General features: G+C 70.7%; 15 protein-coding genes. 9 read left to right on the top strand and 6 right to left on the bottom strand.

What is annotated here, in order from left to right:
* Nucleotides 1–94: 94 nt before the first annotated feature.
* Entirely contained in the window at nt 95–1,063 is a 969-nt protein-coding gene (locus tag ABGB14_RS35520) for a WYL domain-containing protein (protein WP_347648225.1), read from the top strand.
* 396 nt (nt 1,064–1,459) lie between these two features.
* On the opposite strand, the gene ABGB14_RS35515 is transcribed toward ABGB14_RS35520, so the two are convergent.
* The 3 genes from ABGB14_RS35515 to ABGB14_RS35505 form a co-directional block, all read right to left on the bottom strand.
* Nucleotides 1,460–2,302: an SDR family NAD(P)-dependent oxidoreductase gene (locus ABGB14_RS35515; RefSeq protein WP_347648224.1), complete on the bottom strand. Its 843-nt coding sequence runs from the start codon at nt 2,300–2,302 to the stop codon at nt 1,460–1,462.
* Nucleotides 2,303–2,443: 141 nt separating this feature from the next.
* Nucleotides 2,444–3,334: a hypothetical protein gene (locus ABGB14_RS35510; RefSeq protein ID WP_347648223.1), complete on the bottom strand. Its 891-nt coding sequence runs from the start codon at nt 3,332–3,334 to the stop codon at nt 2,444–2,446.
* A complete protein-coding gene (locus ABGB14_RS35505; protein ID WP_347648222.1) occupies nt 3,331–3,906 on the bottom strand; it encodes an RNA polymerase sigma factor in 576 nt (191 codons plus the stop codon). Before ABGB14_RS35505 ends, ABGB14_RS35510 begins: the two co-directional genes overlap by 4 nt.
* 211 nt (nt 3,907–4,117) lie before the next feature.
* Here ABGB14_RS35505 and ABGB14_RS35500 point away from each other — a divergent pair, with 211 nt between their 5' ends.
* On the top strand, nt 4,118–4,411 hold the full coding sequence (locus ABGB14_RS35500; RefSeq protein WP_347648221.1) for an antibiotic biosynthesis monooxygenase: 294 nt from the start codon (nt 4,118–4,120) through the stop codon (nt 4,409–4,411).
* Between the two features lie 60 nt (nt 4,412–4,471).
* Here the strand turns inward: ABGB14_RS35500 and ABGB14_RS35495 are convergent, their stop codons facing one another.
* The gene (locus ABGB14_RS35495; protein WP_347648220.1) at nt 4,472–6,109 is read right to left on the bottom strand and encodes a serine hydrolase; all 1,638 of its coding nucleotides are present in this window, start codon (nt 6,107–6,109) and stop codon (nt 4,472–4,474) included.
* Between the two features lie 210 nt (nt 6,110–6,319).
* Here ABGB14_RS35495 and ABGB14_RS35490 point away from each other — a divergent pair, with 210 nt between their 5' ends.
* The 4 genes from ABGB14_RS35490 to ABGB14_RS35475 all read left to right on the top strand — a co-directional run bounded on the left by ABGB14_RS35490 (nt 6,320) and on the right by ABGB14_RS35475 (nt 10,595).
* Complete coding sequence (locus ABGB14_RS35490) at nt 6,320–7,249, top strand: helix-turn-helix domain-containing protein (protein WP_347648219.1); 930 nt, start codon at nt 6,320–6,322, stop codon at nt 7,247–7,249.
* Nucleotides 7,250–7,422: 173 nt separating this feature from the next.
* Nucleotides 7,423–8,583, top strand: coding sequence for a serine hydrolase domain-containing protein (locus ABGB14_RS35485; RefSeq protein WP_347648218.1), 1,161 nt, complete (start codon nt 7,423–7,425; stop codon nt 8,581–8,583).
* On the top strand, nt 8,580–10,025 hold the full coding sequence (locus ABGB14_RS35480; protein WP_347648217.1) for an MFS transporter: 1,446 nt from the start codon (nt 8,580–8,582) through the stop codon (nt 10,023–10,025). The genes ABGB14_RS35485 and ABGB14_RS35480 overlap by 4 nt, the downstream gene beginning before the upstream one ends.
* 87 nt (nt 10,026–10,112) lie before the next feature.
* Nucleotides 10,113–10,595 carry a carboxymuconolactone decarboxylase family protein gene (locus tag ABGB14_RS35475; protein ID WP_347648216.1) on the top strand — a complete coding sequence of 161 codons (483 nt, stop codon included), beginning with the start codon at nt 10,113–10,115 and terminating at the stop codon, nt 10,593–10,595.
* A gap of 289 nt (nt 10,596–10,884) precedes the next feature.
* Here the strand turns inward: ABGB14_RS35475 and ABGB14_RS35470 are convergent, their stop codons facing one another.
* Entirely contained in the window at nt 10,885–12,039 is a 1,155-nt protein-coding gene (locus ABGB14_RS35470) for a hypothetical protein (protein WP_347648215.1), read from the bottom strand.
* Nucleotides 12,040–12,173: 134 nt separating this feature from the next.
* Here ABGB14_RS35470 and ABGB14_RS35465 point away from each other — a divergent pair, with 134 nt between their 5' ends.
* The 3 genes from ABGB14_RS35465 to ABGB14_RS35455 all read left to right on the top strand — a co-directional run bounded on the left by ABGB14_RS35465 (nt 12,174) and on the right by ABGB14_RS35455 (nt 15,308).
* Complete coding sequence (locus ABGB14_RS35465) at nt 12,174–13,034, top strand: class I SAM-dependent methyltransferase (RefSeq protein WP_347648214.1); 861 nt, start codon at nt 12,174–12,176, stop codon at nt 13,032–13,034.
* An 88-nt stretch (nt 13,035–13,122) separates the two neighbouring features.
* Nucleotides 13,123–14,643: an N-acyl homoserine lactonase family protein gene (locus ABGB14_RS35460; RefSeq protein WP_347648213.1), complete on the top strand. Its 1,521-nt coding sequence runs from the start codon at nt 13,123–13,125 to the stop codon at nt 14,641–14,643.
* Nucleotides 14,640–15,308: a TetR/AcrR family transcriptional regulator gene (locus ABGB14_RS35455; RefSeq protein WP_347648212.1), complete on the top strand. Its 669-nt coding sequence runs from the start codon at nt 14,640–14,642 to the stop codon at nt 15,306–15,308. The genes ABGB14_RS35460 and ABGB14_RS35455 overlap by 4 nt, the downstream gene beginning before the upstream one ends.
* Before the next feature lie 12 nt (nt 15,309–15,320).
* Here the strand turns inward: ABGB14_RS35455 and ABGB14_RS35450 are convergent, their stop codons facing one another.
* Nucleotides 15,321–17,714 (bottom strand): excinuclease ABC subunit UvrA, encoded by a 2,394-nt coding sequence (locus ABGB14_RS35450; RefSeq protein WP_347648211.1) that lies wholly within the window; start codon nt 17,712–17,714, stop codon nt 15,321–15,323.
* Nucleotides 17,715–17,720: the final 6 nt, after the last annotated feature.

Below are 17,720 nucleotides of genomic sequence, written 5' to 3'. Positions count from 1 at the left end.
AAGCAGGGACGTACACCGGCCCGGGTGGCCCGCGGAGACAAGCCTCCCGGCAAATCACGACATCCTTTGTCGTGTATTCCGATAACTTCTTCGTATGCGCGCCGACCGGTTGGTCTCGCTGGTGTTGCTGCTGCGGCGACACGGCCGGCTGTCCGCGGCCGCGCTGTCCCGCGAGCTGGAGGTGTCCACCCGCACCGTGCTGCGCGACGTCGAGGCGCTGTCCGCGGCCGGCGTCCCGGTCTACGCCGAACGCGGCCGGCACGGCGGGTTCGCGTTGTTGCCCGGGTTCCGTACCGAGCTCACCGGGCTGAACCACGACGAGGCCCTTGCCCTGCTGATCGCCGGATCGCGGCGCGGCGCGCAGGCGTTCGGTCTCGGCTCGGCGCTCGCTTCGGCGATGCTCAAGGTGGTCGACGCGCTGCCCGAGAGCTACAGGAACACCGCGGCCGGCGCGGCGGAGCGACTGCTCATCGATCCGGAGACCGACCTGCTCTCGCGCCGGATGGTCGCGGAGGAGGTGCCTGACGCGATAGTGGCCGAGGTCCGGCGCGCGGTGCTCGCCGGACACCGGCTGCGCATCCGCTACGCGGCGGTGGACCAGACCCCGAAGTGGCGCACGGTGGACCCGATCGGCCTGGTCACCGTGCGCGACCGGGGCTACCTGCTGGCCACGAGGTCCGGCGCGGACCGCACATACCGGCTGTCGCGGGTCCTGGCCGCCGAGGAACTCTCCGAACCGGCACAGCGACCGGACCGGGTCGATCTGGACCGGGCCTGGCAGGACCGCAGCGCGCGGTTCCGGACCGGCGGCGACCAGGTCACCGTGCTGGTCCGCGTGGACCCGGGGCGGCGGGAGGAGCTGGTGGGCACCGCGGTGGCCGTCCACACCGAGGAAGCCGACGTGGACGGCCGGCTGCGGCTGGAGGTGTCCTTCCAGGACGCGCGGCACGCCGAATGGGCGCTGTGGCAGCTCAGCACGGGCGCGGAAGCCCTGGCCCCGCAGTGGTTGCGCACCTCCCTGCGCAACCGCGCCGCCGCGATCGCCACCCGCTACGCGGGCTGATTGAGCGAGTCAGCGGGCTGCCGTGACCGCTCGGGGCCAGAGCGCGCCTTGCCCACCCCCTCGGTGTCGGTGAACCCGGGGGAGACGAGGGTGACCCGCAGGTCAGGCCCCGACTCCTGCCGCAGCGCCTCGGTACTGATGGACCGCCGTGTTCGTGAGGAGCTTCAGGTCCGCACGGCGCGTCACGTCGATGACGGCTCCGGCGGCATGCGCCACGCCCGTTGCGAGCCGACGCGCGACGCAACCGGGAGAAGATCATTACGGCTGCGGTGAGCGTCTCGCCGAGGAGGGACTGGACGCGCACCTGGAGCGCATCGCCAAGAGGCGGGCGTGGGCACGGCGACGCTGTGTCGCGACTTCCCCGACACCCTGCGCGCCATCGTCGCCACGGGAGGGTCACCGATCCAGCGGGCCGTGCGCCTGTGCCGAGAGGTCCTGCCAGTCGGCCCAGGTCTTGAGCCGGTCGGCGTAGGCCTGCTGGACCATCGGGTAGAAGCCCTGCCCGAAGAGCACCCGCAGCGGCGGGGCGTCGGAGTCGACGAGCGTGAGGAGCGCCTGTGCCGCGGCAGCCGGGTCGCCCGCGGGCTGCTTGCCGGTCAAGCCCGCGAGCCGCTGGCGGAGGCCGTCGTAGATCGGGTTGGCCTCGGCCATGTGACCGTTGTCCAGCGGGTCCGGGTTCTTGCCCGACCTGGTGGCGAAGCCGCCGGGCTCGATGACGGTCACCTTGATGCCGAACTCGGCGACCTCCTGGGCGAGGGATTCGTTCACCGCTTCCAGGGCCCACTTGGAGGCGCAGTAGGCGGCGCCGAGCGGCATCGCGAGGAGCCCGGCCGCGGAGGACAGCTGGATGATGTGGCCCGAGCCCTGCTCGCGCAGGTAAGGCAGGGCGGCCTGGATCACCCACACCGCGCCGAACAGGTTGGTCTCCAGCTGGTCGCGCAGGTCCTGCTCGGTCAGCTCCTCGATTGCGCCGACCTGGGCGTAGCCGGCGTTGTTCACGATGACGTCGAGCCGGCCGAAATGCTTGGCGGCCCGCTGCACACCGTCGAAGACGGCGGCCTTGTCGGTCACGTCCAGCTCCAGCGGGAGCACCGCCTCGCCGTGGGCGGCGACCAGGTCGTCCAGGCCGGCGGTGGTGCGGGCGGTGGCGGCCACCTTGTCGCCGCGCGACAGGGCGGCCTCGACGAAGTTACGGCCGAGGCCGCGCGACGAACCGGTGACGAACCAGACCTTGCTCATGGTGTCTTTCCGATCTTCATGGTGTGGCGGTCACGCCGCGCGGATCGATCGCGCGGCGTCCTGACGACCATGAGTCACCGGCGGCGCGATCCTTGTGACAGTGCGGTCGTGTGATGTGCGCCACCACACGCTTGCGGCGTGTCACTCCTGAGCGACCTGGTCGTTGAGCTTGCGGGTGACCAGTAGCCGGATCGTGCCCCGCTGCGGCTCGTCCGCCTGCCAGACGAACCAGTCCTCGCCGACCGGAGTGTTCTGCTTATTCGGGTACATGACGTAGGGGACGTTGCGCGCCATTTCGGGCGGCAACCGGTCGCTGTCGGGATGGGGCTCGGTGATGAGATAGGTGACCTTGAGGCCGCGCTCGGCGATCTCCGGCCGGACCTCGCCGACGGTCTTCCCGGCCACCTCGTACCCCTCCAGAGACGTGGTCTGCCACGGGAATGCAGCGGGCACGCTGTGCCACGTGTCGTCGGGGACCAGCACGCAGGGCGCCACGGGGTCGTGCATGAGGATGGTGCTGGTGCCGGACCATCCGTGGACGGGATCGACCTCCAGGGTCCAGACGAAGGTCTGGCCCGGCTTGAACAGCTTGGTGTCGATCTGCATCCGCCAGCCCTGGCCCTCCTTGTCGCCGGGGATCTTCGTCGGCGGGTGGTACAGGCCGCGCGGGATGTCCTTCACGGAGGTCCCCCGTTCGTCCCTGCACTTCTGGCCCGCGGGGACGAAGTCGACGAGGGCCGGGACGCCCAGGCTGGCGAGCTGCCTGCTCAATCCCTTCGCGTCGCGGAAGTCGCGTACCGTCACATAGACGATGCCGTCGGAGTCCTTGGTGACGGCATAGGCGGTGTCGCCGCCTCCCATGGAGGTGACGGTGGCCACGGCGGCCACGGTGGCGGCCACCGCTCCGGCCGCTACGGCGAGAGCGATCCGGCGGCGTGGCCGCCTGTTCCGCGCGGCCGCAGCCCGCGCGGTGATGTGGTCCTTGAGTTCGGCCAGCCGGCGCTGTTCGAACCCGGCAAGAGTCTCATTCATGACGATCCTTCCAAGATGGATTCAGGGAGGCCGGTCGGGTCGGCCATGAGCCGGCGGCGCGCGCGGTGCAGCCGGACCCTGGCGGTGCTGACGCGAATGCGCAACGCGGTCGCCGCATCGGCGACCGACAGGCCGTCCACGTCCACCAGTTCGGCCACGGCCCGCAGGCTCTTGGGCAGGCCGGCGATGGCGGTCAGCAGCGGGCGGACGGCTCGTTCCGCGTCGATGCGTTCTTCCAGACGGGTGAGGTCATCGGCGTCCAGCGTGCGCTGTCCCGCCGCCCTGGCGTTCTTGTGCAGTTCCTTGGCCGCCCTACGCTGCTCGGAGGCCACCACGTTGCGCGCGATGCCGAACAGCCAGGCCTCCTCGCTGCCCCGATCCGGCCGGTAGGTGGCCGCAGTGTCGATGGCGGCCAGGAACACCTCTGTGGTGAGATCGTCCACCGTGTGCGGATCAGTCATCCGCCGGGCCACGAAGCGGCTCACTCGTTCGGCGTGTCCTCGGTAGAAGACCTCGAACGCCGCGGGATCCCGCATCGTCCTGCGGAGATCCTGCGATGGATTGTCGGCCATCCCGTGTGCCTTCCTGTAGCTCCCGCTTTCCCCTTCTTGGTCAGAAAGGCGGTGACCTATTACATCCGGGTGCTCAACGTCTCCCGGTGGTGGAGGGGCCCGGCCGACCCTGTCGCGACGGGTCTCGCCTCCTCCGGCCGTGGCGATGAGTTCTGCCGCCGCGGCCGGTCAGCATGGGCGAACGGTTCGCAAGGGAAGAAGGAGCGTCATCATGACGGTGATCGTGGCGGGAAAGGTGTTCGTCGATCCGGAGGTCAGGGATCGTTGCGTCGAGGCGCATCGCGGGATCGTCGAGGCGGCGCGCGCCTGTCCCGGGTGCATCGATGTGGCCATCTCAGCCGACGTCGCCGACCCCGGCCGGGTGAACATCTTTGAGCATTTCGAGTCCCAGGAGGCGCTGGACGCCTGGCGGGCGATCGCCCCCAGGCCCGCCGCGTCCTTCGAACTCAAGGACGTCCAGGTGGTCAAGCACGTGATCGCCGCCTCCGGTCCGCCTTTCGGCTAGCGCCTTCGCGGGTCACGGCTCCGGCGAGGTTCGCCGCCGTCCGGCTGTGCGACGGGGCGGCTACCGCGTCGGGAGGCCGACCGCGTTGGCCGCGTCGGCCTCGAAGTAGTCCGTCGTGGCGAAGGCGCCGGTGTGATCCTCGAGGAAGTTCCTGACGCCGTCGATCGAGTCATGCATGATGACGTTCACCGCCTTGGTCCCGTCGGTGCTCGCCACCGCCAGGGTCCACCTGGCGCCCTGGGGAAGCCGGCCGTACGCCTTCTTCACGGAATCCCAGAAACCGTTGCCGTCAGAGACCGTGGAAACAGCCATGACGGGCACCGTACCGCTCCTCTCGGGCACTCTCGGATTCACCCGGCAATTGATGTGCAGATATCGTGCGGCGCCCTTATCGAAGTCGTAGATCGCGACGGTCTGAGGGTCCTCCAACGGATCGTCAGAAGGCATCAAGAAATGGGTCTCGCTGATCGGGAGCAGCTCGTAGTCGAGCTGCTCCGGCCTGTCGAGGACTCGCGCCTCCATGGGGTTCAGGGAGAATCTGAGGTGCAGTCTCCCGTTCTCGGCCGCCACCTCGTAGCGGGTGCCGGGGCGCTCGTAGGAGCCTTCGTACCTCGACAGATCGAGAGCCAGCGTGGGGTCGGGCTCCGGCAGGCCGGGGATCGTGACCGCGCCCAGGCCGGCCAGGATCTCGTTGAACACCTTCCGGTAGAAGCTGTCGCGCGGGCCGGCGTTCGCCAGCATCGAGACGGCGATGCCCGACTCCGGCAGGATCCGCAGCCGTGCGCTCTGGCCGACCGCGCTGCCGTCGTGGGCGTAGACGGTCTGCCCGTGCCAGTCGCACACGATGAGGCCGAGTGCCCATTCCGGCCCGAACGTGTACGGGTCAGGTACGGGGACCCGCGACTGCGTCATCTCGCGGATGATGCCGGGGGAGACGATCGTGGCCCCGTTCGGCGCCCTTCCTTCGTGGAGGAAGACGTACGCCATCATGAGCAGTTCCGAGGCTGTCGTGTTGACGTTGCCTCCGGGGCCGAAGGAGCGCGGCAGGTGACCAAGCGGTGAAAGGACGGCGCCCTCTTCGAGGGATCGGATCAGGTGCCCGGTCGCGGCCCGGTCCTGATCCACGTGCTCGCGGCGGCTGCTCGTCGAGGTCAGTCCCAAGGGGTCGAACAGGCGATCCTTCATGATGTCGTCCCATCGCTCGCCGTCGATCACCTCCATGATGCGGGCGAGGATCGCGTAGCCCAGGGCCGGGCTGTAGCCGTGCGTGTGGCCCAAGGGGTGGACCTGGCGTGCGCCGGCGATGTTCCGCACCATGCGCTCGTACACGTCGTCGTCCTCGCCCGGATCTCCGTAGTCCTCCTCGATGCCGTGGGTGTGGTTGAGGAGATGGCGGGGTGTGACCTTGACGCTGACGCCGGGGTCGGCCACCCGGAAATCGGGGAGGTAGGTCCGCACCGGCTCGTCCAGATCGACTTTCCCCTCGTCGACGAGCTGCATGAAGGCGAGGGCGGTCCAGGTCTTGGACACGGAGCCGCACTGGTAGACGGTGCCGGACGTCGCGAGGTCCCGCGTGAGGGCGTTCGTGACGCCGACGGCGAAGTCGGTGGTCCGCCCGCCGTGGAGGACGCCGATCGCGGCGCTAGGGATCCGGTATTCGGCCAGCAACTCGGCGACGCGAGCTCGAATGCGGGTCACGTCCAAAATGTTCGCCATAAGGGATTCCTCGTCACCTCTGAGTCTTCGAAGCAGGCAAAAGCTACGTTGCCTTTCCGGACCCGTCAACGAATTCTTGGGCTTTCACGTGAATCGTTGCAACAGAAGTGTCGGTAAATGCAATTCTTGCCGAGCCGTCGTTGCAATGTACTGTGGCGAACGCACGCGCGGACCCGAAGAGAAAGGGAGCCGATGCCCGGAGGCAGGCTGACCCACGAGGATCGCAGGCAGATCGCGATCTGGCTGGCCGAAGGGCTGGGATACGCCGAGATCGCCAGGCGGCTGGGCAGGCCGACGTCCACGATCAGCCGCGAAGTGGCACGCAACAGCGCGCCCGGCGGCTACCTGGCCGACCGCGCCCAGCAGGCCGCCGGGCAGCGCGCCCGCCGCCGCAGAGCGGTTCAGGCCGCGGAACGGCCGGCCGAGCCCGTGCACGGTTTCGTGGAGCGGTTGGCGATCCTGCTGGCCGGCACCGGCCTTCCCCGGATGCCCGCTCGCGTGTTCGTCTGCCTGCTCGCCTCCGGGTCCGGCAGCCTGACGTCCGCCGAGCTCGTACGCCGGCTGCAGGTCAGCCCGGCGTCGGTGTCGAAGGCCATCGGCTATCTCGAGGCGATGGAGCTGGTCAGGCGCGCGCAGGATTCCGGCCGCCGGGAGCGGTACGTCATCGACGACGACGTCTGGCTCCACGCGTTCAAAGCCGACACCGGGGCGCACGCCGAGGTCGCGGCGGCCGCACGGCACGGGATCGAGATCTTCGGCACCGGCTCGCCCGTCGCCGCCCGGCTGGGCGAGATGGCGCGGTTCTTCACCTGGATCAGCGAGCGGATGAACGACAGCGGTCCCACCGGCGCCGTCGTTCGCGACGCGCTGACGGTGCTGGCCGCACTGGTGCACGCCGCCCGGCCGCTCACCGTGGACGACCTCGCCACGGCGCTGGAGTGGCCCGTCCAGCGGGCGGCCGACGCCGTGGACACGATCGGACGCCGTCCTGCCCTCTCCGACCCGCTCGCGGTGGAGCGGTGCGGGCGCGGCGCGTACGCCGTCATCCCAAGGCCCGACCGTCTGAGCTCCGCGCAACGCGACGGCCTCTCTGTCGTCACAGGGAAATTTCGGTCGGAGTAGCCTGACCCGCATCGATGCGGAGCCCTCAAGACCATTCCTCTCATCTCAGCTATGTCAGACACCTGACGCATCAGAGCAGTGAAAGGTGACCGCGAACGCACCCGGTCACCTTTCCTGCGGACCATCCGTCATGCCGGCGACCAACAACACTCACTCACGAAGGGTTGCCGGCGATGAGCAGGATGGATGTCCACGGAACGGTGGCGGACGGCTTCGAGCAGGTGCGCGAGGCGTTCGCCGCGGTGGTGGCGGAGCAGGACGGCCAGGTGGGCGCGCAGTTGACCGCCTACGCGCACGGCCGGCGGGTGGTGGACCTGTGGGCGGGTTCGGAGGTGAGCGGTGACACGCTGACCGGGGTGTACTCCTCCACCAAGGGTGCCGCGACGCTGGTGGCGGCGCTGCTGGTGCAGGAGGGGGTCCTCGATCTCGACGAGCCGGTGGCCCGGCACTGGCCGGAGTTCGCCGCGGCCGGCAAGGGCGGAATCACCCTGCGGGACGTGCTGACGCACCGCTCGGGCGTCATCGGTGTCGACGGCGGGCTGCCGGCGGCCGAGCTGGCCGACGACGCGGTGATCGCGCGCCGCCTGGCCGGGCAGCGGCCGTACTGGCGGCCGGGTTCGGCCTACGGCTACGGCGGGTTCGTCTCGTTCGCCATGGTGAACGAGGTGATCCGGCGGGTGACCGGGCAGTCGCTGCAGCAGGTCTACGACGAGCGCATCCGGGTGCCGTACGGGCTCGACCTGTACCTGGGGCTGCCCGAGGCCGAAGAGGGCCGGTTCCGGCCGATCCGGTGGTGGACGGCCACGCCGGATCAGGAGGCCGCGTTCTGGTCGAACCTGCCAGGCCCGCACAGCATCCTCGGCATCGGGTACGGGCTCAACAGCACGCCGCCCCTGGACCAGGTGGCGTTCGCCAACGCTCGCGCCGTGCGCGCGGGCGGCCAGGCGTCGGCCGGCGGGGTGGGCAGCGCGCGCGGTCTGGCCGGCCTGTACGCGGCGGCCGTCTGGGGGATCGACGGGCAGCCTCCGCTCCTCAAGGCGGACACCGTCGGCGAGTTCTCCATGCTGCACTCCACCGGCGCCGACCTGGTCCGCGGCGACCAGGGCAACTACGCGGTCGGCTTCCAGGCCAAGGGGCTGCGGTACGGCTTCCTCAGCGCGAACGCGTTCGGCCACGACGGCTCGGCCGGCTCGGAGGCCTTCGCCGACCCGGCCACCGGCATCGCCTTCGGCTACACCCGCCGCCGTTTCGGCTTCGGCTGGTCCTACCCCGAGCACGACCAGCTCGCCGCCGCCGTCCACGGCGCCGCCACCGCTCTTGAGGAGCAGGCATGACCTCTCACTCCGAAACCCGCAACACCCGCTTGGCGCTGCTGGTGATCGCGGCCGCGCAACTGCTGGTGGTGATGGACGGCACCATCGTGACCGTGGGCCTGCCCGTCATCGGAACCGGGCTCGGCATCGCCGAGGCCGACCTGGACTGGGTGCTCACCGCCTACGCCCTGGCCTTCGGCGGCCTGTTGCTGGCCGGCGGCCGCGCCGGCGACCTGTTCGGCCGCCGAAGACTGTTCCGCGCCGGACTGGTCGTCTTCCTGGCCGCGTCCCTTCTGGGCGGCCTGGCCGGCAACGGGAGCATGCTGGTCGCCGCCCGGGTCCTGCAGGGCGTCGGCGCCGCGATCGTCGCCCCGGCCGCGCTGTCCCTGCTGGCCGACACCTTTCCCGCCGGGCCGGCGCGCAACAAGGCGCTCGGCGTGTACGGCGCCATGGGCGGCCTCGGTTCGATTGCCGGCCTGCTGCTGGGCGGCGCACTCACCGAGTATGCGGGCTGGCGATGGATCATGTTTGTCAACATCCCCATCGCGCTGCTGGTCCTGGCTGGGACATTCGCTCTGGTGCCCGGCACTCGCAAGAGCGGCGGCCTCGACCTGCCCGGCGCGGCCACGGTGACGCTCGCCCTCGGTGCGCTGGTATACGCGATCAACCGGGCCGGCTCGCATGGTGTCGGCGACGGGCTCACCGTGACCTTCGGCGCGATCGCCGTCGCGCTGCTCGTGGCGTTCACGTTCATCCAACGCAGCGCGCGCAGCCCGATACTGCCGTCGGGCGTGCTGGCCGACCGCGGCAGGCTCGGCGCCAACCTGGTCATGCTGCTCATGGGCGCCGGGCAGTTGGCCACCTTCTACTTCCTCACCCTGTACATGCAGACGATCAAGCAGTACTCGCCCGTGATCACCGGACTGGCCTATCTGCCGTTCGCCATCGGCATCGGCCTCGGCTCCGGCGTCATCGGCCCCAGACTGCAGGCCCGCACCTCCACCCGGATCGTCCTGGCGACCGGGATGACGGTGGCCGCCGCGGCGATGGGCTGGTTCAGTCTGCTGACCCCGGACCAGAACCCCCTGCTCGTGCTGCTACCCGCCCAGCTCGCCGGCGGCATCGGCCTGGGCATCGGCTTCGTCGCGGCCACCATCGGCGGCGTACAGGGCGTCGCCTCGCGCGACTCCGGCATCGCCTCCGGCTTGGTCAACACCAGCCAGCAGATCGGCGGCGCCCTCGGTCTGGCCGTCCTGGCCGGCATCGCCGTCACCGCCACCACGAGCCAACCGGCAGGCACTCCTCTGCACGACGCGCTCACCAGCGGCTACACCGCCGGCATGCTCGGCGCGGGCGCCTTCTACCTGGCCGCCATCCTCACCGCCGGCCTCCTTCTGCGCCCCCGGCCCACGAACCGGGACACCGAGCCCACGCCGGAAACCCTCGGCGGCACGCCCGGATGAAATCGACCGCCTCACCGGTCACCTTCGCCCCATGCGATCCGTCAGAGCAGTGATCCACCACCTGAGATCCAGAAGGGAAACCCCACCATGACCACCACCGAGTCGCGCCTGCCCAACCCCGCCGTGCTCGTCCCCGAACTCAAGGACATCGGCGGCGCCCTGCACAAGGCGGCCGGGAACGGCACGATCCCGCAGACCACCATCAGCCTGGTCCAGCTGCGCGCCGGCCAGATCGTCGGCAGCACGTACCTGACCGTCCTGCACACCGGCAACCTCCGTAAGGCCGGCGCCACCGAGGAGAGCATCACCGCGGTGGCCTCCTGGCGGGACGCGCCGTACTTCACCGACGCCGAACGCATCGCGCTCGAACTGGTCGAATCCGTGCTCACCCCGAACCCGTGGGGCGAGCGCGTCCCCGACGAGCTCTACGCCCAGGCGTCCGAGCAGTACGACGACAAGGCGCTCGCCACGCTGATCATGGCCATCGGCCAGGTCTGCTTCTTCCTCCCGCTCGCCCTCATCGGCAAGCCGCTGCCGGGTGCGTCGCCGGCGGAGCAGTGGAGGCCGTAACGCCCAAAACGCCCAGGGCGAGGACACGGCAACCCCTGCCTCGCCCTGTCCAGGGGTCAGATCGGGGCCGGGCCCAGGTGACGGACCCGCGCGGGACACCTGACGATCAGAACCTCGCGAATCGGGGAAACGAGCACCGGTCCTCCGGGAAGCGATCTTCGAAGCGCCCCGAGGTCACAGAACCCCGCGACGCACTGACCGCCGGTCCGCGCTCGACCCGAGGGACTCGAACATGACGAAGCGCCTTCCGTGTCCGCGTCGGGAGGATCGCCCTGTGCGATGACGTCGGTCAGCCGGAGAGGAAGGGCCAACCACCGCTGCGTACGCGTACGTCCGCGGCCACCTCGCCGACTGGCCGGCCGTCGGTCTCGACGCGCAGCTGACCTGCCCCGGCACGGTCGAGCAGCTCGGCCTCGCGCGCCGCCCGTTCGGCGATGCGGTGCAGGGAGTCGGAGCCCAGCCCTCGCAGCTCGTCACCCGGTATGGCCGGCCCGCCGCCCCGGCCACGCTGCGCGACCCGCCCGGCCAGCGTCGCCGGTCCGGCGTGCAGGCGGCACACGGTCAAGGCCGCTCCGGGCAGCGACTGGCCGTAGCCACGGACGACGTCGTCGGAGTCGGCCTCCCCGGAGACGACCAGGCACCGGGCGCCCATCGCGCGATATCCGCTCCAGACGGCCGCGAGGTTACGCGCCTTGAGGTCATGGCCGTCCATGTGGGGACGCAGCGCACCGATCTGCTGCACATCGGCATAGGCGGCTCGCACACCGGTTTCGTGGATCTGCCGGAAGATCTCGTACCCGACCGTCGACTTTCCCACCGCCGTGGCACCGCAGAGCCACAGCACGGGGAACGGCGCGGCGTCCCCTCGGAGAGCAGGCGGACGGCTCCGCCGGGCGACGGAACTCTCGGGCGTCGCGGCGGGAAGGACACCTGGCCATCCCCCCGACCGCTCACGGACCAGCCGGGCGGCCTCGGACACCGTGACCCCGCCGGTGTCCACGCACACGTCGGCGTAGTCGCTGCGTTCCAGGGCCGCGGCCTCGGCGAGCGCGTCCTCCACCAGGTCCGGGCGCCACCCCCGCCCGAGGAACCGTTCCTTGAGCTCGGCGCTGTCGACGCGCAGCCGGCACAGCGTGAACGCGGCCTCGGGAAGAAGGTCGGTGTACGTGCGAACCTCTTCGGCGGTGTGGACGAAGCCGGCAAGGACGAGACATCGCACGCCTTCCGCCAGGAAGTTCGGCAACATCGCGGCCAGGTTCTTCGCACGAACGTGATGCGTCGTGCCCTCCGGCATGGGATAGCACAGGCTGATCTGGTCGGCGTCGACGAACGCGGTCTTGACGCCGCTCCGGCTCAGCTGCGCGAAGAGCTCCCAGCCGGCCGAGGACTTCCCCACGCCTGTCGGCCCCGAGAGCCAGAGCAAGGGCACGCGTACGTCGCTCATCTGCGTGACACTAACGGGCGTCCGATGGAGCGAGCGAACGGATTTCGGCGGGCGCGTCCCCGGCGGCGGCGCCACGCCGACGCCCGGGGAAATCGGGTGGCTCCGGCCGGGCCGTGTTTCCTACCATGCCCGTCATGCCCTCGTACGCTCATCCGCTGGCCTGGCTGCTGGCGCTCGAAGGCGTGGCGCTGCTGCGCGCCCAGGCCGGGGACCTCGGCGACGAGGAGTTCGTGAAGGCGCGGATCTCCGAGATCCGCAGGCTGGCCGCCGACCGGGACCTGGCGTCGAGCGCGGGCACCGTCGTCGGCCACGCCACCACGGTCGAGGGGTACGCGCAGTGGGCCGATCGGTACGACTCCGAGGAGAACCCGCTGATCGCGGTGGAGGAACCGCAGGTCCGGCGCATCCTCACCACGCTGCCGGCGGGCCGGGCCCTCGATGTCGCCTGTGGCACGGGAAGGCACGCCGCGTTCCTGGCCCGGCTCGGGCACGAGGTCGTCGGCACGGACTCGTCGGCGGAGATGCTGGCCCTGGCCCGGGCCAAGGTCCCGGACGGCACGTTCCACCAGGCGGACCTGCACGACCTGCCGGTCGGCTCCGCGAGCTTCGACCTGGTGGTCTGTGCGCTGGCGCTGACCCACCAGCCGGCCCTCGGGCCGGCGCTGGCGGAGTTCTCCCGGGTGGCCAAGCCCGGCGGCCACGTCGTGCTGTCGGACATCCACGTGCTCTCGCTCTACCTGGGCGGCGTGGCCAAGGTGGGCGGGCCGGACGGCGGGCCGCGGGCGATGCCGGCCGGCCGGTTCCTGGCCGGCGACTACATCGCCGCCATCCATGAGGCGGGGCTGGAGATCGTGGCCTGCCACGAACCCCGGTGGGGCGAGCTGCGCGGCGGGCACGGCGGCCCGCTCGCCCAGCAGTGGTGCCCGGAGGCGGCCGCGGCCGCCTACCACGACACCCCCGCCCTGATCATCTGGCAGCTCCGCCGCCCTCGCTGAGGGTTCGCGACCTCCTGGCGCGCGTGGCGATCCCGCTCGGCCTATTATGTATACGCATCCGTATGCGTTTACGAAAAGAGGCGGCCCGATGATGAAGATCCTCGGCAAGGTCGGGTTACTCGTCCTTGCCCTCACGGCCGGCGCGGCCTGGCTGGTCATCCTGCGGTTGAAGAACGTGCCGGCGCCGCTGCTGCTGGTCTACGGGCTGCTGCTGGCGGTGTCCGTGATCGGGCTGCTGTGGCCCCGCGTGCTCGGCCGGCGGTCCACGCGGCGCCGGGTGCTGGCGTTCCTCGGGGTTCCGGCCGGTCTGGGCACGCTGGGGCTCTACCTCGCGGTCGTGTACTACGTCACCGATCTGCCGGTGTTGCTGGCCCTCGCCGCCGCGGGCTGCCTGGGATGGGCGGCGGCCGCCCTGCTCCGCGGACGCCGGAGGGCTAGTGGCCCGCACGTCCGGCAGGCCAGACGCGCCTTCCTCCTGGGCGGTGCCGGGCTGGTGCTGGGCGTGCTGAGCGGGCTGTCGGTCAGCCGGGTGGAAGGGCGGCGCCGCGAGATGCTGGCCCAGCGCGAGCAACAGCGGCAGGCGGCCGTACGCGCTCCCGGGGCCCGGCCGCGGGTCCACGACGGTGCCCTGCGGGTGTTCCCGATCCACACCGGCGACACCGTCGTCACCTACGGCCAGTTCTACGGCGGCCTGGACGGCTGGGAGGGTCTGAACGGCTACGTGCGCACCCTGGTGGACAAGGCGCAGATCACGGTGCCGGTCTACGCCTACCTCATCGACCACCCCCGGCACGGGCTCCTGCTGGTCGACACCGGCGTCAACAGGGAGCAGGCCCACGATCACGACGGGTACTACGACATGACCTCGCGCCTGCTGAGCGAGCGCGACGAGTATCAGATGACCCCCGAGCAGGACCTGCGGGTCCGCCTGGCCCGGCTCGGCTACGACGCCGACGAGGTCACCACCGTGTTCCTCACCCACGTCCACGACGACCACGCGGGAGGGCTGCGCCACCTGCCCCGGGCGACGGTGGTGTTGGACCGCCGCGACTGGGACCACGGCGTGTTCTATCCGCACTCCTTCGACCTGGTCAAGGAGAACCTCTCCTTCCCGGCCTTCGACTCCGGCGCCTTCGGCGCCTTCCCGGCCAGCCAGGACCACTTCGGCGACGGCAGCATCATCCTGCTGCCCACCCCTGGCCACTCGCCCGGCCACATGTGCGTGCTGCTGCGCATGGACGAAGGCGGCGTGCTGTTCATGGGCGACACCCTCTACACGCTGCCCCACCTGGCCGTCGACCAGGTCCGCCAGATGACCATCGGCGGGGCCGACACGGTCCACCAGATCGAGGCGGCCCGGCGCATCCAGAGCCTGCTGGCCTCCGACACCGGCGTCGTGCCGCTGTTCGCCCACGACAACACCCGCTACCAGTCCGATAGGGTCTTGTCCGCGTTCGCCCAGGGAACGCCGGGCAAGGAGGGGCTGCGGGAGTTGCGCGCGCACATGGAGGCCGTCCTCACCCCCGGCTGGCGGCTGCGGCCCGGGCACGCTCCCCGCTTCGTTCCTGCGGCGTCCGGCGCGCGATGGGGGCGGGTGGAGTTCGGATGACCTCCACGCGGCGCACCCGGGGCAGGCCTCGCGACCCCGAGGCGGACGAGGCGATCATGAAGGCGGCGCTGGAGCTGTTCGTGGAGCGCGGCCTGGAAGGCGCGAACTTCGAGCAGATCGCCAAGCGCGCCGGCGTGGCCAAGGTGACCGTCTACCGGCGCTGGTCGTCGAAGGAGGAGCTGCTCACCCAGGCGATCGAGCGGGCCCGCACGCTCGTCCCCGAGGCCGATGTCTGGGCCGACACCGTCGCGGCGGCGCAGCCGGCCGGCGAACAGCTCATGGACTCCTGGGTGCGCACCTTCGGCGACGCCCGCTTCCGGGCGATCCTCGCCCAGCTCATCGGTTCCAGCGTCACCCGGCCGTCACTCCTGGCCACCTACCGCGAGCAGTACATCGAGCCCCGCCGCCGGGCGATCCACGCCGCCGTCGAGCGTGCCCGCCGCGACGGGCGGCCGGACGGCGACGCCGACCCGGAGATCGACCCGGAGATCGACCCGGGGATCGACACGGTGATCGACATGGTCGTGGGCGCGGCCATGTACCGCATGCTCATCGACCCGGACGCACCGGCCGACCCCGCCGCCGCACGGCGGTACCTGGAAGAGGTGCTCCACCAGGCCGACCGGCTGCTGAGGCGCCCCGACCGGCCTGAGGAGACCGCGTGACCGGCGCGGCGGTCACGCGCCGACGTAGGCCGCGAGGTGTTCGCCCGTGAGGGTGGAACGGGCGGCGACGAGGTCGGCGGGGGTGCCCTCGAAGACGATCCGCCCGCCGTCGTGCCCGGCGCCGGGGCCGAGGTCGACGATCCAGTCGGCGTGCGCCATGACCGCCTGGTGGTGCTCGATGACGATGACCGACTTGCCGGCGTCGACGAGCCGGTCGAGCAGGCCGAGCAACTGCTCGACGTCGGCCAGGTGCAGGCCGGTGGTGGGCTCGTCGAGGACGTAGACGCCGCCCTTGTCGGCCATGTGGGTGGCCAGCTTCAGCCGCTGGCGCTCGCCGCCGGACAGCGTGGTCAGCGGCTGGCCGAGGCTGAGGTAGCCGAGCCCGACGTCGGCGAGCCGGCCGAGGATGGCGTGCGCGGCGGGCGTGCGGGCCTCACCGGCGCCGAAGAACTCCTCGGCCTCGGTCACCGGCATCGCCAGCACCTCGCTGATGTCGCGCCCCCCGAGGCGGTATTCCAGCACCGACGCGTCGAAGCGCCTGCCCTCGCACTCCTCGCACGTGGTGGTGACGCCGGACATCATCCCGAGATCGGTGTAGATGACGCCGGCGCCGTTGCAGGTGGGGCAGGCGCCCTCGGAGTTGGCGCTGAACAACGCCGGCTTGACGCCGTTGGCCTTGGCGAACGCCTTGCGGATCGGGTCGAGCAGCCCGGTGTACGTCGCCGGGTTGCTGCGCCGCGAGCCGCGGATGGGGGACTGGTCGACCGACACGACCCCCGCGGAGGCGGGGATGGAGCCGTGGATCAGCGAGCTCTTGCCGGAGCCGGCGACGCCGGTGACCACGCAGAGGACGCCGAGCGGGATGTCGACGTCGACGTCCTGCAGGTTGTGGCGGTCCGCGCCGCGGATCTCCAGCGTGCCCTTCGGGGTGCGTACCGACGTCTTGAGCTGGGCGCGGTCGTCCAGGTGGCGACCGGTGACGGTGCCACTGGCCCGCAAACCGTCGACGGTGCCCTCGTAGCAGATGGTGCCGCCCGCGGTGCCGGCGCCGGGGCCGAGGTCGACGACGTGCTCGGCGATCGCGATCGTCTCCGGCTTGTGCTCGACGACGAGCACGGTGTTGCCCTTGTCGCGCAGCCGCAGCAGCAGGTTGTTCATCCGCTGGATGTCGTGAGGGTGCAGGCCGATCGTGGGCTCGTCGAAGACGTAGGTGACGTCGGTGAGCGCGGAGCCGAGGTGGCGGATCATCTTGGTGCGCTGCGCCTCGCCGCCCGACAGCGTGCCCGCCGGCCGCTCGAGCGAGAGGTAGCCCAGCCCGATCTCCACGAAGGAGTCGAGGGTGTGCAGCAGCTTGGCGAGCAGCGGCGCGACCGACGGCTGGTCGAGGCCGCGGATCCATTCGGCCAGGTCGCTGATCTGCATCGCGCAGGCTTCCGCGATGTTGACGCCCTTGATTCGCGAGGAGCGGGCGGCCTCGCTGAGCCGGGTGCCGTCGCACTCGGGGCAGGTGGTGAAGGTGACCGCACGGTCCACGAACGCCCGGATGTGCGGTTGCATGGCCTCCCTGTCCTTGGACAGGAACGACTTCTGGATCTTCGGGATCAGGCCTTCGTACGTCAGGTTGACGCCGTCGACCTTGACCTTGACCGGCTCCTTGTACAGGAAGTCCTGCAGTTCCTTCTTGGTGTAGTCGCGGATCGGCTTGTCGGGGTCGACGAAGCCGGACTCGGCGTAGACGCGTACCGTCCAGAAGCTGTCGGACTTCCATCCCGGGATGGTGAACGCGCCCTCGGTGAGCGACTTGGAGTCGTCGTAGAGCTGGGTGAGATCGAGATCGGTGACCGTGCCGCGGCCTTCGCAGCGCCCGCACATGCCGCCGATCCGCGTGTACGTCGCCTTCTGGGCCTTGCGGTTGTCGCCGCGTTCGACCGTGATCGCGCCGCTCGCCCTGACCGTGGGGACGTTGAAGGAGAAGGCCTGGGGGGAGCCGATGTGCGGCTCGCCGATCCGGCTGTAGAGGATGCGCAACATCGCGTGGGCGTCGGTGGCGGTGCCGACGGTGGAGCGGGGGTCGGCGCCCATCCGCTGCTGGTCGACGATGATCGCGGTGGTCAGTCCGTCGAGGACGTCGACCTCCGGCCTGGCCAGCGACGGCATGAAGCCCTGCACGAAGGTGCTGTACGTCTCGTTGATCAGCCGCTGCGACTCCGCGGCGATCGTGCTGAACACCAGCGAGCTCTTGCCCGAGCCGGAGACGCCGGTGAACACCGTCAGCCGGCGCTTCGGGATCTCGACGCTGACGTCCTTCAGGTTGTTGACGCGTGCGCCGTGCACGCGGATCACGTCGTGGCTGTCGGCGGCGTGCGGCGCAGGCGACTGCGGGTCGTTCCTCGTGGTCATGCTCATCGTGTC

This window comes from Nonomuraea sp. B10E15 (genome assembly GCF_039871615.1).
Taxonomy (GTDB): domain Bacteria; phylum Actinomycetota; class Actinomycetes; order Streptosporangiales; family Streptosporangiaceae; genus Nonomuraea.
Note: the sequence above shows the minus strand (reverse complement) of the source record. Positions and strands in the feature narration are given on the sequence as shown.